This window comes from Micromonospora rosaria (assembly GCF_001567585.1).
Classification (GTDB): domain Bacteria; phylum Actinomycetota; class Actinomycetes; order Mycobacteriales; family Micromonosporaceae; genus Micromonospora; species Micromonospora rosaria.
Map to the genome: position 1 here is coordinate 17896 of NZ_LRQV01000077.1, position 15165 is coordinate 33060.

The following is a 15165-nucleotide window of genomic DNA, read 5'->3' on the forward strand; positions in this document are numbered from 1 at the left end:
GTGTCGCCGATGCGTCGCTTCCCCGTACCGCGACCCCGGTCGCCCCGCCTGCTCGGCGCGGCCGTCGCGAGTCTCCTGCTGGCCACCGTCGCCGCCGCCCCACCGAGCACCGCCCAGGCGGCGGCCACCGGCGGCGCACCGGCACCGGCCGCCACCGGCGAGCTGCCCGGGGTCGACGAGATCCGCAGCAGCCCCAACATCCGGCAGGTGGCCAACCTGCCGAAGCAGGCGCCGTTCGACACCACCTCCGCCCTGGGCACGGACATCGCGTTCCAGGGCCGGTACGCCTTCGTCGGCAACTACCAGGGCTTCGTCGTCTACGACATCGCCCGGCCCAGCGCGCCGACGATCGTCTCGCAGGTGCACTGCCCCGGGTCGCAGAACGACATCTCGATCTACGGTGACCTGCTCTTCCTCTCCACCGACGAGGGCCGCAGCGACGACTCCTGCGCCAGCACCCCGCTGCCGGCGACCGACCCGGCCTCCTGGGAGGGCGTCAAGGTCTTCGACATCAGCGACAAGACCAGGCCGCGGTACGTCAAGGCCGTCGAGACCGCCTGCGGCTCGCACACCCACACCCTGGTCCCGGGCAAGGACCGCGCCTCGGTCTACCTCTACGTCTCGTCGTACCGGCCCCGGGCGGACTACCCGGACTGCCAGCCGCCGCACGACTCGATCTCGATCGTCAAGGTGCCGCTGCGCACGCCCACCGCCGCCGCCGTCGTCGCCACGCCGAACCTCTTCCCCGACGGCGGCAACCCGGCCGGCGGGTACTCCACGGAGACCAGCGGCTGTCACGACATCACCGCGTACCCGGCGAAGAACCTGGCCGCCGGCGCCTGCCTGGGTGACGGCATCCTGATGGACATCAGCCGGCCGGAGCAGCCCCGCGTGATCAACCGGGTCCGGGACACGGAGAACTTCGCGTTCTGGCACTCCGCCACCTTCAACAACGCCGGCACCAAGGTGGTCTTCACCGACGAGCTGGGCGGCGGCGGGGCCGCCACCTGCAACGAGGCCATCGGGCCGAACCGGGGCGCGAACGCCATCTACGACATCACCGGTCGGGGCGACCGCCGCGCCATGGTCTTCCGCAGCTACTACAAGATCCCCCGGGTCAACGCGGACACCGAGAACTGCGTGGCGCACAACGGCTCGCTGGTGCCGGTCCTCGGCCGCGACGTGATGGTCCAGGCCTGGTACCAGGGCGGTGTCTCGGTCTGGGACTTCACCGACTCGGCCCGGCCGCAGGAGATCGGGTACTGGGAGCGGGGCCCGCTGTCGCAGACCCAGCGGATCACCGGCGGCCCCTGGTCGACGTACTACTACAACGGCCACATCTACTCCAGCGACATCCAGAAGGGCCTGGACGTGCTGGAGCTGCGCGACTGGCGGACCTGGACGGCGCACCTCGTCCGGTACCGCGAGTTCAACGCGCAGACCCAGCCCAGCTACCTGAGCTGGTGACCCGGCGGGCCGGGTCCGCCCCCGACCGGGACGGGCCCGGCCCCGTTTCCTCCCCCCGACCGGGACGGGCCCGGCCCCGTTTCCTCCCCGTGGCCGCCGGGTACCACGACCGGGACGAAGGGGAGGAACGTGACCATGAGCCGCAACGAGTACCACGTGGTGCCCGACGGTGACGGGTGGGCCGTCGAGCAGGGCAGCAACGCGATCGGCAGCTACCCCACGAAGGAGGCCGCGGTCGCGGCGGGCCGACAGGTCGCCCACGGCAACGAGCCGAGCCAACTGGTCGTGCACACCGCCGACGGCCGGATCGAGACCGAGCACGCCTACCGCGACGACCCGTACCCGCCCGCCGGCTGACCGGCGACCGGCCCGGGTCCCCGGGACCGGGTGCCGCGCGCGGCCCGTCGGAGTCCGTCGGCGGGCCGCGTGCGAGGATCGGCGGACGTGGAAGCACCCGCCGGCACCGTGCCCGGCCACCGCACCCGACACCGACCGCACCCGCTGGACCTGGCCGCGATCGCCCTCGCCGTGGCCGGTGCCGGCTGTGTGCTGTCCGGGCTGCTGCCCCGGGCCGAGGCGGCGGCGACCGTCGCCCGCATCCTGCCCCTGCTGCTGTTCCTCGGCACCGTGGTGGTGCTGGCCGAACTGACCGCCGCCGCCGGGGTCTTCGACGTGCTCGCCACCCGGCTGGCGGTGACCGCCGGGGGCCGCCGGGGCCGGCTGTTCCTGCTCTGCGTGGCCTTCGCCGCGCTCACCACGATCCTGCTCAACCTGGACACCACGGCGGTGCTGCTCACCCCGGTGCTGCTCGCCCTGGCGGCCCGGCTCGGCCTGGCCGCCCTGCCGCTGGCGGTCACCACGGTCTGGCTGGCGAACACCGCCAGCCTGCTGCTGCCGGTGTCCAACCTGACCAACCTGCTCGCCGCCGACCGGGTGGGGCTGAGCCCGCTCGGGTACGCGGCCCGGATGTGGCTGCCGCAACTGGCCGCGATCGCGGTGACCGCCGGCCTGCTCTGGCTGCTGTACTGGCGCCGCCTGCCGGACCGGTTCGAGGCCCCGCCCCGACTCGCCCCGGCCGACCCGGTGCTGCACCGGACGGCGGTCGCCGGCTGCCTGCTCCTCGTGGCCGGCATCGCCGCCGGAGTGGAGATCGGGATCGCCTCGACGGTGGGCGCGGCCGTGGTGGTGGCCGGGTTCGCCGTCCGCTCCCCCGCCACCCTGCGCCCCCGGCTGCTGCCCTGGCGGCTGCTGCTCCTGGTGACCGGGCTGTTCCTGGTGGTGCAGACGCTCGGCCGCGCCGGCCTGCACGACCTCGTCGGTACGCTGCTCGGCGCCGACGCCGGCCCGCTCGGGGTGCTGCGGGCCGGCGGCACCGGGGCGCTGCTGGCCAACGCGGTCAACAACCTCCCGGCGTACCTGGCCGGGGAGGCGGCGCTGCCGGCCGGCGACCACACCCGGCTGCTGGCCCTGCTGATCGGGACGAACATCGGTCCGCTGGCGCTGCCGTGGGCGTCGCTGGCCACCCTGCTCTGGTACGAGCGGTGCCGGGCGGCCGGGGTGCGGGTGCCGATGCGCCGGTTCGTGGCGACCAGCGCGGTGCTGGCGGTCACCGGCACCCTGGCCGCGCTCGGGGCGTTGCTGCTGACCGGTTGACGCCCGGCCGACGATCGCCCGGTCAGGCGCCCAGCTCGACCTCGTACGCGCGGCGCAGCCGGGCCCGGGTGGACGGGGCGGGGCAGACGTGCCAGACCGACCCCGCGTCGACCACGTTGACCTCGCCGGCCTCCTGCCGGTCCCGCAGGATCCCGGCCAGGACCTCCCGGGCACCGAAGCGCCCGTACCAGTCCAGTTCGACGTCGACGGCCCACCCGAGGCAGTGCGCGCCGGGCAGCGGCACCGGGTGCCCGAGTCGCCGCCGCCGGTACTGCTCCTCGGCGCTGCGCACCAGGCTGGTCACCCAGAGCGGCGGGGTGCCCGCCGGGGCGGCCGAGGCGAACTCCCGGGCCACGTCGTTGAGCAGCGCCACCACCTCCCGCCGGGTCCGGCGCGACCGTACCCCGGCGGTGTCCGGGGCGGCGTAGGGTCGCAGCCGGCGGTCGGCCGCCCGCAGGGCCCGGCCGACCCGGCTGGTCGGCTCCTCCCGGTAGCGGAAGCGGGCCAGGTCCCGGCGGCGCAGCCACTCCAGGTCCACCAGATCGGGGCTGTCCCGGACCTGGGCGTCGGTGGCGAAGGCCGGGACGTCGCGCCACCACATCAGGTCAATGCGGGACAGCAGGTAGCAGCGGACCAGCCCGGTGAGGTCGCGCACCGCGCTGCGGCCGCTCGGCTGGTAGCGGGCCAGCTCCAGCAGCAGCGTCTCCCGGGCGGCGACGAGGCCGGCCGGGGTGGCGTCGAGCACGGCGGCCACGACCGGGTCCCGGAGCCGGTCGTCGACCAGCGCCTGACGGGCGGTGGCCGAGCCCGGATCGGCGAGCGCACCGATCTCGACGAGCAGTTCCGCCACGGCCGCCCGGTACGCGGCAAGGTCGGGAACGGCCGGCCCGCCCGGCGACGGCCCGGCCCTCGGGGGCCCGGCCACGGCGGGCGAGGTGATCGAGGCGCTGGGCGCGGCCGGGCCGGACCGCGGTCCGGAGCTACGGCTCGGCACTCGCATGGTGGGGTCCCTTCTCCCGCCGGCAGGGCCGGGTGAGCCTGACCTCACCGTAGGAGACACCGACGGACCAAGTGTGAGCAATTTTTCCATTGCTCTCGAAAGGGGACGGACCGGTGACGAGCCTCGCCTCCACGCTCCCCGGGCCGCGCAGCGGCAGGCCGAGCGCGCGGCCACGCACGGGTCGACCGCCTATCCGCCCAGCGCGGTGACGGTCCGGGTCTCGCCGTCGTAGCTGCGCGCCCCGACGAAGGCGCCGGTGGGTCGGGCGGCTCCGGCGACCGCCCGCGCCCGCCGCCGGTCGGCGTCGCGGAAGCGCAGCGCCAGGCTCAGGTGCGGGATCCACCGGCCCGGCTCGTGCCAGGGCCGGCGGCCCTCGGCGGCGGAGAGCACCGCCCAGACCCCGGCGTGCAGCGCGGTCAGCGCCGGGGTGGGTCGCACCAGCCAGACCAGGGGCGCGCTGCCGTCGAGCACGGTGATCCGGTCGAGGTGTGTCGGCAGCGGCAGCGCCGCCGCGCAGAGGGCGGCCAGCCGTGCCTGCGCGCCCGGCGGGAACGCGTCGACCGCGGCGAGGGTCAGGTGCGGGCGGTTGGTGGGATGGATGTTCCGGGCCAGGCTGGGCAGCCCGACCGCGGCGAGCCGGTCCCACGCGGCCCGGACCGTGGCCTCCAACGCCGGGTCACAGACCAGTTCGACGGTACGCACCCGGCCAGGCTAGTGGCGGCGGCCGGCGACCACAGCGGGTCGGCGGGGCGGTGCGTGGGACCAGCCCGATCACAGCCAGCCGGCCTCCCGGGCGATCCGGACCGCCTCGGCCCGGTCGGTGGCGCCCAGCTTCTGCACGCTCGCGGCCAAGTGGTTGCGGACCGTACCGGCGGCCAGGTGCGTCCGGCGGGCGATCACCGGGACCGGCGTGCCGTACTCGGCCAGCCGCAGCAGCTCCAGCTCCCGGGGGGTCAGCGGGCACGGCGGCAGGGTGAGCGCGTCGGCGGCCAGCGCCGGGTCGACGTACCGGATGCCGGCGTGGACCCGGCGGATCACGTCCGCCAGCGCCCCGCCCGGCGCCCCCTTGGCGAGGAAGCCCCGGGCCCCGGCGGTGAGCGCCTGCCGCAGGTGTCCGGGGCGTCCGTGGCCGGTGAGGATGACCACCGCGCAGCCGGGCAGCGCCCGACCGAACTCGGCGACCAGCTCGATCCCGGCCGGTGGCGGCATCTCCAGGTCGACCACCGCGACGTCCGGGCGGTGGGCGCGGGCCGCCGCCAGCGCGGCCCGCCCGTCGCCGGCCTGGGCCACCACCGTCAGGTCGGCCTCCAGGCCGAGCAGCGCGGCGAGCGCCTCCCGGATCAGCTCCTCGTCGTCGGCGAGCAGGACCCGGATCACGACGTCACCGGCAGCCACGCCTCGAGGGTGAAGACCCCGTCGTCCCCGCACCGGGTCCGCAGGGTGCCGCCGGCCGGCGCCAGCCGGTCGGTCAGCCCCCGCAGCCCGTGGCTGTGCCCGTCGGGCGACCGGCCGGCCCCGGCCCCGTCGTTGCTGACCGTCATCGTGGCCGCCCCCTCCGGTCGGGTGATCTCGATCCGGCACCAGCCGGCCCGGCTGTGCCGCAGGATGTTGGTGCTCGCCTCACGCAGCACCGCCGCCAGCAGGGCGGCCGGCTCCGGCGGGAGCGGGTCGGCCGGCGCCACCACGGTGCACCGGACACCGCACGAGCGCAGCACGTCGGCGACGGCGGTGAGCTGCTCGGCCAGGTCGACCGCCCGGTAGCCGTGGACCGCCGCGCGGACCCGCTGCAACGCCGAGACGGCCAGGTGCTGCACCTGCGCGGCCTCCCGGCCGGCCCGGCCGGCGTCCACCGTCGCCAGCCGCGCGGCCAGCTCCGCCTTCAACGCGATCACCGTCAGGTCGTGCCCGAGCAGGTCGTGCACGTCCCGGGCGAAGCGGAGCCGTTCCTGCGCGGCGGCCAGCCGCGCACGGGCCTCCTGACCCTGCCGGGCCTCGACGAGCAGGTCCCAGAACCAGAGCTGGAGGGCGTTGACCAGGGCGGCGCCGAGCCCCACCCCGCCGGTGACGGCCAGGTGGAGCCCGATCGACCCGCCCGTCACCCCGGCCAGCGCCGCCGAGGTCGCCACGGCCGCCGCGCCGGCGACGACGGCGACCGGCCAGCGCACCAGCACCGGGGCCAACCCGACCAGGGAGGCGCCCAGCCAGGCCCAGGTGGGCCAGGAGCCGGCCGCGACGGGGCCGACCGCCGGGACGCTCAGCACCGCGGTGGCGAGCAGGGCGAGGTGCCACCGCCGCCGCCACACCGGCGACAGCCAGGGGGTGACCGCCGCGTACAGCACGGCGGTGTGCGCGGCGGTGAACGCGGCGACGGCCGCCGCGCCGACGGCCACCCGGACCGGGTCCGGTTCGCGCAGCAGCCCGACGCCGGGGAGCAGGAAGCTGGTCCAGAGGCTGGTCACCAGGGCCACCAGGGCCACCACCCGGGCCCGGCGCAGCCGCCGGTCCCCGGCCGGGACCCGCCCGCCGCGCCCGGTCTCCCCCGTCATGGTCGCCGATCCTAGGGCGGTCCCCCCGCCGGCCGCACCCGCGCCGGCGCCCGGTACGGGCATGCGTCGCGCACGGCCGAACCGTACGGCGCGAGGCTGTCGGGCGGACGCCGGTCGGCGGCACCGTGGAGCCATGACATCCTCACCGACCGTACCGGCCACCGCGCCGGCTCCGCCGTCGCGGCACCGCCGGGTGCTCACCATGCTGCACCGCTGGCCCACCGGGCTGGCCCTGCTGATGACCGTCGACAACTGGTTCGCCCCGGCGGTGCTGCCGCCGTGGACCCTGCTGGCGCTCCCGGCCGGGTACCTGCTGATCGGCACGGTGCGTCGCCGCTGGCGCACCCCGGGCGCGCTCCGCGTCGAACTCCTCGGCCTGGCCGGGTACGCGGCGCTGGCCGGGGCGGCGGCGCTCCTCGGGGGTGACACCGGCGCGTGGCTGGTGGCCCTCGGCTGGCTCGGCCACGGGCTCTGGGACCTGGTGCACCACCGCGTCGGCCGGGTGGTGCCGCGCGGGTACGCCGAGTGGTGCGGCGTGCTGGACCTCGTCCTGGGGCTGACGATGATCCTGGCGATCGTCACCCGGTGAGACGCCGCCCGCACGCAGCGCAGCCGGTCGGGCCGGTGGTGGCGGCCGGTTCCGACCGGTGGCGTGCCGTCGGGCCGGTCGCCGACGCGGCCCGACGGCGGTGATGAAAAGCTCTACCCATGAGTTCCGCACCCGCACCGACCGAACCGACCACCCCCGGCCTGCCCGAGGAGGTGAGCGCCTTCGCGGATCTCGGGCTGCGCGCCGAACTGCTCGGCGCGCTCGCCACCCTCGGGTACGAGGAGCCGACACCGATCCAGCGGGAGGCGATCCCGCCCCTGCTGACCGGCCGGGACCTGCTCGGCCAGGCGGCCACCGGCACCGGCAAGACCGCCGCGTTCGCGCTGCCGCTGCTGCAACGGATGCCCGTGGGGCGCACCGAGGGCGACCCCGTCGCGCTGGTGCTGGTCCCCACCCGGGAACTGGCCGTGCAGGTCTCCGAGGCGTTCCACCGCTACGGCAAGGACCTCGGCACCCGGGTCCTGCCGATCTACGGCGGGCAGCCCATCGGCCGGCAGTTGCGGGCCCTCGACACCGGGGTGGACGTGGTGGTGGCCACCCCCGGCCGGGCCCTGGACCACATCGCGCGGGGCACCCTGCGCCTGGGCGCGCTGGCCACGGTGGTGCTGGACGAGGCCGACGAGATGCTGGACATGGGTTTCGCCGAGGACATCGAGGCGATCCTCGAACACGCGCCGGACCAGCGGCAGACGGTGCTCTTCTCGGCCACCATGCCGGCCCGGATCGACGGGATGGCGCGGGCGTACCTCACCGACCCGGTCCGCATCCTCATCGCCCGGGAGCAGCCGGTGGCCGGGGAGGCGCCCCGGGTCCGGCAGAGCGCCTACATCGTGGCGCGGGCGCACAAGCCGGCGGCGCTGGGCCGGGTGCTGGACGTCGAGTCGCCCACCGCGGCCATCGTGTTCTGCCGCAGCCGGGAGGAGGTGGACCGGCTCACCGAGACGATGAACGGACGCGGGTACCGGGCCGAGGCGCTGCACGGCGGGATGAGCCAGGAGCAGCGGGACCGGGTGATGGGGCGGCTGCGGGCCGGCACCGCCGACCTGCTGGTCGCCACCGACGTGGCCGCCCGGGGGCTGGACGTGGAGCAGCTCAGCCACGTGGTCAACTACGACGTCCCGTCCGCCCCCGAGTCGTACGTGCACCGGATCGGGCGGGTCGGCCGGGCCGGCCGGGAGGGGGTGGCGATCACCCTGGCCGAGCCCCGGGAACACCGGATGCTCAAGACCATCGAGCGGGTCACCGGCCAGCGGATCACCATCGACAAGATCCCCACCGTGGCGGACCTGCGCACCCGCCGCCTGGAGCTGACCCAGGCCGCGTTGCGGGAGAGCCTGCTGGAGGACGACCTGGCCCCGTTCCGGGTCATCGTCGAGTCGCTGTCGGACGAGTTCGACCTGATGGAGGTGGCCCTGGCGGCGGTGAAGCTGGCCCACGAGGCGACCCTGCCCGGCACCACCGACGAGGACGAGGAGATCCCGCAGGCCGCCGTCCGCCCGGCCCGGGAGAACCGCCCCGGCGGCGGCGAGGGACGCGGCGTCGAGCGGCGGCCGGCCCGGCCCCGGGGCGCCGGCACCACGCAGGTCTTCATCGGGCTGGGCCGGCGGGCCGGGGTGCGCCCGCAGGACCTGGTCGGCGCCATCACCGGCGAGACCCGGGTGAGCGGCCGGGAGATCGGCTCGATCGAGATCGCCGACCGGTTCTCCCTGGTCGAGGTGCCGGTCGGGGCGGCCGACGAGGTGATCGCCGGGCTGCGCGGCAGCACCATCAAGGGCCGCAAGGCGACGGTACGCCGCGACCGCGACGGCGACAGCCGCCGCTGAGCGGTAAGGAAGGGCCCCCTCTTAACGCCTCCGGTAGAGAGGGGCGCCCTTCTCACCCACCCGGAGCCGGGCCGGCCGGCTCGGGCCGCATCGGCTCCGGGTGTACGGGCCGGGCGGCCGGCTCCGGGTGTACGGGCCGGGCGTCAGAGGGCGTAGGGGCCGAACCGGCCCCAGGCCACCAGCAGGGCCGCGACGAGCAGCAGCCCGGTGAAGGCGGCGGCCGGGTACTCCCGGGCGCGTACGTGGATCACCACCGCGCCGAGCATCACCACCGCCGCGCCGACGGCGGCCAGCGGGGTGAGCACCGGGGCGATGCCGGTGGCCGCCGGCAGGACCAGCCCGACCGCGCCCAGCACCTCGACCGCGCCCAGCGCCTTGACCCGGCCGGGCGGTACGCCGTCGACCCAGCTCATCCGGTCCCGCAGCTTCTCGGTGGGCTGGCTGACCTTGGTCAGGCCCGCGCCGAGGAGGATCGCCGCCAGGCCGATCTGGAGTACCCACAACAGGATGGTCATCGTCGCCTCCGGTCACGGGGAAAGGGATGCCGACCGTACCCGCTGCGGGCCGGGCGCGCGAGGTGTCGCGACGCCCGGCCCGCAGCCGGGGTCAGGCGGCGGTGAGGGCCGGCCCGGTGAGGGTGTCGGCGTCGGCCGGACGCAGCGCCAGGGCGAGCACGTCGGCGACGTCGGCGAGGGTGTGCACGGTCAGCGCCGAGCGCACCTCCTCGGGCAGGTCGTCCAGGTCCGGCGCGTTGCGGGCCGGGATGATCACCTCGGTCAGGCCGGCCCGGTGCGCGGCGAGCAGCTTCTGCTTCACCCCGCCGATGGGCAGCACCCGGCCGGAGAGGGTCACCTCGCCGGTCATCCCGAACTCCGGACGGACCGGCCGGCCGGTGACCAGCGAGGCGAGGGCGGTGACCATGGTGATGCCGGCGCTGGGGCCGTCCTTGGGCACCGCGCCCGCCGGGACGTGCAGGTGGATCCGCTGCCCGGCCAGCGCGTTCGGGTCCAGCCCGAGTCGGCGTCCGTTGGAGCGCAGGTACGACCAGGCGATGTGCGCGGACTCCTTCATCACGTCCCCGAGCTGGCCGGTGAGGGTCAGCCCCGGCTCGCCCGCCATGCTGGTCGCCTCGATGAAGAGCACGTCCCCGCCGGCGCCGGTGACGGCCAGCCCGGTGGCCACCCCGGGCACGGCGGTGCGCTCGGCCGACTCCGGCGTGAACCGCGGCCGGCCCAGGTAGCGGACCAGGTCGTCGGTGCCCACCCGGACCGGGGTCGGGTCGGTCGCCAGGGTCACCGTGACCTTGCGCAGGATCTTCGCCAGGGCCCGTTCGAGCTGCCGTACCCCGGCCTCCCGGGTGTGCTCCCCCGCGATCCGGGCCAGCACGGCGTCGTCGACGGTGACCTCGTCGGCGGTCAGCCCGGCCCGCTCCCGCTGCCGGGGCAACAGGTGGTCGCGGGCGATCGCCACCTTCTCGTCCTCGGTGTACCCGTCCAGGGTGACCAGCTCCATCCGGTCCAGCAGCGGGCCGGGGACGTTCTCCACCACGTTGGCGGTGGCGAGGAAGAGCACGTCGGACAGGTCGAGGTCGACCTCCAGGTAGTGGTCGCGGAAGGTGTGGTTCTGCGCCGGGTCGAGCACCTCCAGCAGCGCCGCGGCCGGGTCGCCGGCGTAGCCGACGGCCAGCTTGTCCACCTCGTCGAGGAGCACCACCGGGTTCATCGAGCCGGCCTCGCGCAGCGCCCGGACGATCCGGCCGGGCAGCGCGCCGACGTAGGTGCGCCGGTGGCCCCGGATCTCCGCCTCGTCGCGGACCCCGCCGAGGGAGACCCGGACGAAGGTCCGGCCCAGCGCGCGGGCCACCGACTCACCGAGGCTGGTCTTGCCGACCCCGGGCGGGCCGGCGAGGGCGAGCACCGCGCCGGAGCCGCGCCCGCCGACCACGCCGAGGTCGCGCTCGGCGCGGCGGCTGCGCACCGCCAGGTACTCCAGGATGCGGTCCTTCACGTCGGCCAGGCCGGCGTGGTCGGCGTCGAGCACCGCGCGGGCCGCGGCCAGGTCGGTGTTGTCCTGGGTACGGGTGCCCCACGGCATCTCCAGGACGGTGTCCAGCCAGGTCCGGATCCAGCCCGCCTCCGGGGAGGCGTCACTGGCCCGCTCCAGCTTGCCGACCTCGCGCAGCGCCGCCTCGCGGACCTGCTCGGGCAGGTCGGCCGACTCCACCCGGGACCGGTAGTCGGCGGAGCCGTCCGGCTCGTCCTCGCCGAGTTCCTTGCGGATGGCGGCGAGCTGCTGGCGCAGCAGGAACTCCCGCTGGGACTTCTCCAGCCCCTCCCGGACGTCGGTGGTGATCCGCTCGGCGACCTCCTGCTCGGCCAGGTGCTCCCGCACCCAGCCGACCAGCAGCTCCAGCCGGGCGGTGACGTCCGGGGCGGCGAGCAGCTCGGTCTTCTGCGCCAGGCTGAGCCAGGGCGCGTAGCCGGCCGCGTCGGCCAGCTCGGACAGGTCGGTCATCCGTTCCATCGCGTCGATGACCTGCCAGGCGCCCCGCTGCTGGAGCACGGAGGTCATCAGGGCGCGGTACTCGCGGGCGAGGTCGCGGGCCCGACCGGCGGGGGTGGGTTCGGGCAGTTCGGCCGCCTCGACCCAGAGGGCGGCCCCGGGGCCGGGGACGCCGGAGCCGATCCGGGCCCGGCGCAGGCCACGGATCACCGCGGCCGGCTCGCCGCTGGGCAGCCGGCCGACCTTCTCGATGGTGGCGACCGCGCCGACCGGCCCGTACTCGCCGTCGAGGCGGGGTACGGCGAGGAGTCGGCCGTCCCCGGTGGCGCGGGCCGCGTCGACGGCGGCCTGGGTGCTCGGGTCGAGGGTCACCGGGATGACCATGCCGGGCAGCAGGACGGCGTCGGTCAGGGGTAGTACCGGAAGAGTTGCCATCGAACACCTGCCATCGCGTTGAGTTGAGCGTGTCAGGCTCAAGTAACAAAAGGTTCCCGTTGTTCCGGGGTGTGACCCAGGACACGATCACCTCCGCCCGCCGCCACCGGCGGGCCCCGCGCGACCCCGGGAGAGACCACCGGGACGCGGCCCGACCTGCCCGCAAATCGAATGCCGACGACGCCGTTACCCGCGTCCCGACCTATGGCGCGGGGCGCGCCCTGGCACGAGCCGGACCACCCGGGCTACTCACCGATTGCGCTTCCTCGCCGGAGGGCACCGTTTCCACCGGTAGACCGCGACTTAACACTCCGGCTATCACGACCCGCCGAATGGAAGGCGGCGCATATTGTTGCGCTTTTGCCCACCGGTACGTCAAACTTTTACCCACACCCGCCACACACAGGGAGTAATCGGCCATGGCAAGGAAAGTAATCACGGTTCTCACCGACGATCTGGACGGCGGAAAGGCCGATCGTACGGTCGAGTTCAGCCTCGACGGGGTGACCTACACGATCGACGTCTCCGACGAGAACGCCGGCATGCTGCGCAAGGCCCTCGACCCGTACATCAATGCCGGGCGCCGGATCGGTCGTGGCCCGGTCGAGAGCGGTCGGCCGGGCCGCCGGGGCAGCCGCCCGATCTCGGGAATGGACCGCGAGCAGAACCGGGCGATCCGCGAATGGGCGGTCAAGAACGGCCACGAGATTTCCGAGCGCGGGCGGATCCCGGTCTCGGTCGTCGAGGCCTACAAGAACCGCTGAGCGCCTCGGTCCGGCCACCAGCCACTCCGGGGTCACGCCGGGCCGGCGGCGCCGGCCCCGGGGGCGGCGGCGCACCGCACCACCTGTCCGCGGCGGAGGCGAGCGGGCCGACGGCCCACCGGCACGCCCGACGGCGGCAGCCGCCCGGGACCTGCCCGGGCGGCTGCCACGTTCGTCGCACGACGGGCTCAGTTCACCTGGATCCGGACCACGTCGAAGGCCGGGGTCTGGTTGGCCCGCTCCATCATCGGCACCCGGTGGGAGCCGTCACCGGCCCACACGGCGCACTGGGCGACACCCTGCTGCGGCAGACCCGGCACCTGGATCGCGACCTCGTCCGGGTTCCGTCCACCGGCGCCGTCCTCGGTCGCCACGAAGAAGGCGGGGGCCGGCGCCGGGTCCGGCGCCTCGGTGGTGCTGCCGAGCATCCGGCAGGCGCTGTGGAAGTGGCCCCGGGTCAGCCCCTCCCCGTTGAGCACCGAGCTCTCCAGGTAGTAGCCGCCCTGACCGGCGGGGAGGAAGCGGTCCCGGACCAGGTTGCGCGTCGACACCCGCAGGGTGAACGCCTGGTTCGCCTGGACCTGGTCGGGGAACTCCGTGATCAGCAGCGACGGGTTGTCGCCGGCGCTGCCGACCTCGCCGAACGCGGTGCTGACGCACCGGTTGCCGTTCTGAAACCCGTCGTGGCGCTGGAGGCGGCTGTTGTCGCAGTTCTGCGCCAGCACGTCGAGGCCGTTGTTGTTGCCCCCGCCGTCGTTCCCACCGTTGTTGCCGCCGTTGTTGTTCCCGTTGTTGGGGTTGGCGTTGACGACCTGGCAGGTGGCCAGCTCGTCGAGGCCCTGCGGACGCTCGGCGACCCGGCCGATGGCGATCGCGATCCGGTCCAGGGTGGCCCTCCGCTTGGCGGCCAGCGGAGCCAGGATCGCGCTGTCGATGAACCCCTGACCCTTGCGGCCCTCCGCCGCCAGGCGCCGGTTGGCCTCCTCGATCTGGGTGGTGAGCAGGGCGAGGTTGCGCGAGACCTCCCGCTGCGCCCGGGCGGGGATCTCCCGGGGCAGTTTGCCGGTGGGATCCGGGCAACTGATCGTCCGGACCTCGGCACCGGTCCGCAGCGACTGGCACTGGGCCTTGGACATCTGCCCGTCGCCCCAGTGGTTGCGGACGTCGCGGCCGTTCTGCTCGTTGACGGTGATGCCGGTGCCGTTCCTGGCGGTCGCGCCGGCCGGCGGCGCCACGCACTCCGACGACACCGTCCGGGTACGCGACGGTCGGTCTTGGGCGGACGAGATCTGGGTCACCGCCACGATTCCGCCGAAGACCGCGAGCGTACCGGCCACGGCGATCAGCCGGTTGCGCCGCGTGTTACCGGATGACCGTCGCGCCCGTGTGGACCTGCGCATCGAATTGTTCTCCTTCTCGATCCGGTAGTGGACCCGTGCCCCCGGCGGGCCGACGGAATTCGGGTGGCGGCGCCGCGTCGGGGAGCACCGCGACACCTCCGGTCGCACGTCGATGACCGACGATGCCCTTTCCGCACCGTCGCCCACGCCTCACGACGCGGGGGAAGATCGTGTCCATTCGCGCATGAGTACGGAGCCACGACGGCGGGGGTTCAACCGGTTCCGAGGATTGTGCGAGGAATTTCCACGGGCGGGCGGCAGCCGGCCGACCCGGCCCCCGACCGGGGGCGTGACCGGCCCGGCGACGATTTCCCGTCGACGGCGGGGCGGGCCGCACATTGCGCCCGACTGGCTCCGGATGGTGATCCCACCGTCGCAGAAAGCAGAAAACGGTCGGCCGGGCGGTACCGGGTTCGACCGGCGCCCGGGGCGAATCCGTGCGGGTCAGTCGGCGCAGAGGTGGTCGAAGGCGAATCCGTCGTCGAACTCGTCGCGGTGCGACCGCAGCCGCAGGATGTCCGCCCGCACCCGCGCCCGGGACACCAAGTGCGGCTCGACCCCGGTCAGGTCCCGCAGCCGGTCACCGATCGCCACCGCGGCCAGGTCCTCGGCCAGGCGGGCCGGGTCCCCCCCGCAGGAGAAACCGTGCTCCCGGACCGAGACCCGCTCCACCAGACACCGGTCGGGCGCCACCTCGACCCAGCTCCACCCCTCACCCGGCCCGGTGCGCCACCGCACGTGCAGCCCGCGCACGATCGGGTCGACCAGCCGCCGGCCCACGTACGCCTCCAGGGCCGCCGCGCGGGCCAGCGCGCCCAGGTCGTTGACGGGCCCCTGCCGCCCGTCGGGCAGCCGGCCCAGGATGTCCCGGAAGCCCACCGGCGGTTCGGTCCCCGGCTCGTCCGGCGCGGCACCGGTCTGCGTCGCCGCCGCGTAGCGGCGGGCGTCGAGCACGTACTCGACGA

General features: G+C 75.2%; 13 protein-coding genes and 1 pseudogene. 6 read left to right on the top strand and 8 right to left on the bottom strand.

Going from position 1 to position 15165, the window contains the following annotated elements:
• Window positions 1-9 precede the first annotated feature (9 nt).
• The 3 genes from AWW66_RS19700 (at window position 10) to AWW66_RS19710 (ending at window position 3120) form a co-directional block, all read left to right on the top strand.
• On the top strand, window positions 10-1467 hold the full coding sequence (locus AWW66_RS19700; RefSeq protein WP_067368501.1) for an LVIVD repeat-containing protein: 1458 nt from the start codon (window positions 10-12) through the stop codon (window positions 1465-1467).
• 135 nt (window positions 1468-1602) lie between these two features.
• Window positions 1603-1824 carry a DUF2188 domain-containing protein gene (locus tag AWW66_RS19705; protein ID WP_067368503.1) on the top strand — a complete coding sequence of 74 codons (222 nt, stop codon included), beginning with the start codon at window positions 1603-1605 and terminating at the stop codon, window positions 1822-1824.
• An 87-nt stretch (window positions 1825-1911) separates the two neighbouring features.
• Complete coding sequence (locus AWW66_RS19710; RefSeq protein ID WP_067368504.1) at window positions 1912-3120, top strand: SLC13 family permease; 1209 nt, start codon at window positions 1912-1914, stop codon at window positions 3118-3120.
• Between the two features lie 22 nt (window positions 3121-3142).
• Here the strand turns inward: AWW66_RS19710 and AWW66_RS19715 are convergent, their stop codons facing one another.
• From AWW66_RS19715 to AWW66_RS19730, 4 genes are all read right to left on the bottom strand, one after another.
• Window positions 3143-4120: a hypothetical protein gene (locus AWW66_RS19715; protein ID WP_067368507.1), complete on the bottom strand. Its 978-nt coding sequence runs from the start codon at window positions 4118-4120 to the stop codon at window positions 3143-3145.
• Between the two features lie 189 nt (window positions 4121-4309).
• Window positions 4310-4822 (bottom strand): 2'-5' RNA ligase family protein, encoded by a 513-nt coding sequence (locus tag AWW66_RS19720; protein WP_067368509.1) that lies wholly within the window; start codon window positions 4820-4822, stop codon window positions 4310-4312.
• Between the two features lie 69 nt (window positions 4823-4891).
• On the bottom strand, window positions 4892-5515 hold the full coding sequence (locus AWW66_RS19725; protein WP_483819089.1) for a response regulator: 624 nt from the start codon (window positions 5513-5515) through the stop codon (window positions 4892-4894).
• Window positions 5494-6666 carry a sensor histidine kinase gene (locus AWW66_RS19730; RefSeq protein WP_067368511.1) on the bottom strand — a complete coding sequence of 391 codons (1173 nt, stop codon included), beginning with the start codon at window positions 6664-6666 and terminating at the stop codon, window positions 5494-5496. Before AWW66_RS19730 ends, AWW66_RS19725 begins: the two co-directional genes overlap by 22 nt.
• Window positions 6667-6799: 133 nt before the next feature.
• On the opposite strand from AWW66_RS19730, the gene AWW66_RS19735 reads away from it, so the two are divergent.
• Window positions 6800-7255, top strand: coding sequence for a hypothetical protein (locus AWW66_RS19735; protein WP_083978646.1), 456 nt, complete (start codon window positions 6800-6802; stop codon window positions 7253-7255).
• A 119-nt stretch (window positions 7256-7374) separates the two neighbouring features.
• Window positions 7375-9099 (top strand): DEAD/DEAH box helicase, encoded by a 1725-nt coding sequence (locus AWW66_RS19740; protein WP_067368514.1) that lies wholly within the window; start codon window positions 7375-7377, stop codon window positions 9097-9099.
• 143 nt (window positions 9100-9242) lie between these two features.
• On the opposite strand, the gene AWW66_RS19745 is transcribed toward AWW66_RS19740, so the two are convergent.
• Together AWW66_RS19745 and lon are read right to left on the bottom strand one after the other, a co-directional pair.
• Window positions 9243-9614, bottom strand: coding sequence for a DoxX family protein (locus tag AWW66_RS19745; protein WP_067368515.1), 372 nt, complete (start codon window positions 9612-9614; stop codon window positions 9243-9245).
• 91 nt (window positions 9615-9705) lie between these two features.
• On the bottom strand, window positions 9706-12036 hold the full coding sequence (gene lon / locus AWW66_RS19750; protein ID WP_067368518.1) for an endopeptidase La: 2331 nt from the start codon (window positions 12034-12036) through the stop codon (window positions 9706-9708).
• A 419-nt stretch (window positions 12037-12455) separates the two neighbouring features.
• On the opposite strand from lon, the gene AWW66_RS19755 reads away from it, so the two are divergent.
• On the top strand, window positions 12456-12800 hold the full coding sequence (locus tag AWW66_RS19755; RefSeq protein WP_067368520.1) for a histone-like nucleoid-structuring protein Lsr2: 345 nt from the start codon (window positions 12456-12458) through the stop codon (window positions 12798-12800).
• A 188-nt stretch (window positions 12801-12988) separates the two neighbouring features.
• Here AWW66_RS19755 and AWW66_RS19760 read toward each other — a convergent pair whose 3' ends face one another.
• Entirely contained in the window at window positions 12989-14200 is a 1212-nt protein-coding gene (locus AWW66_RS19760) for a hypothetical protein (protein WP_067368522.1), read from the bottom strand.
• Between the two features lie 444 nt (window positions 14201-14644).
• Window positions 14645-15165 (bottom strand): annotated as a pseudogene (locus AWW66_RS34480) (hypothetical protein); the annotation flags it as partial.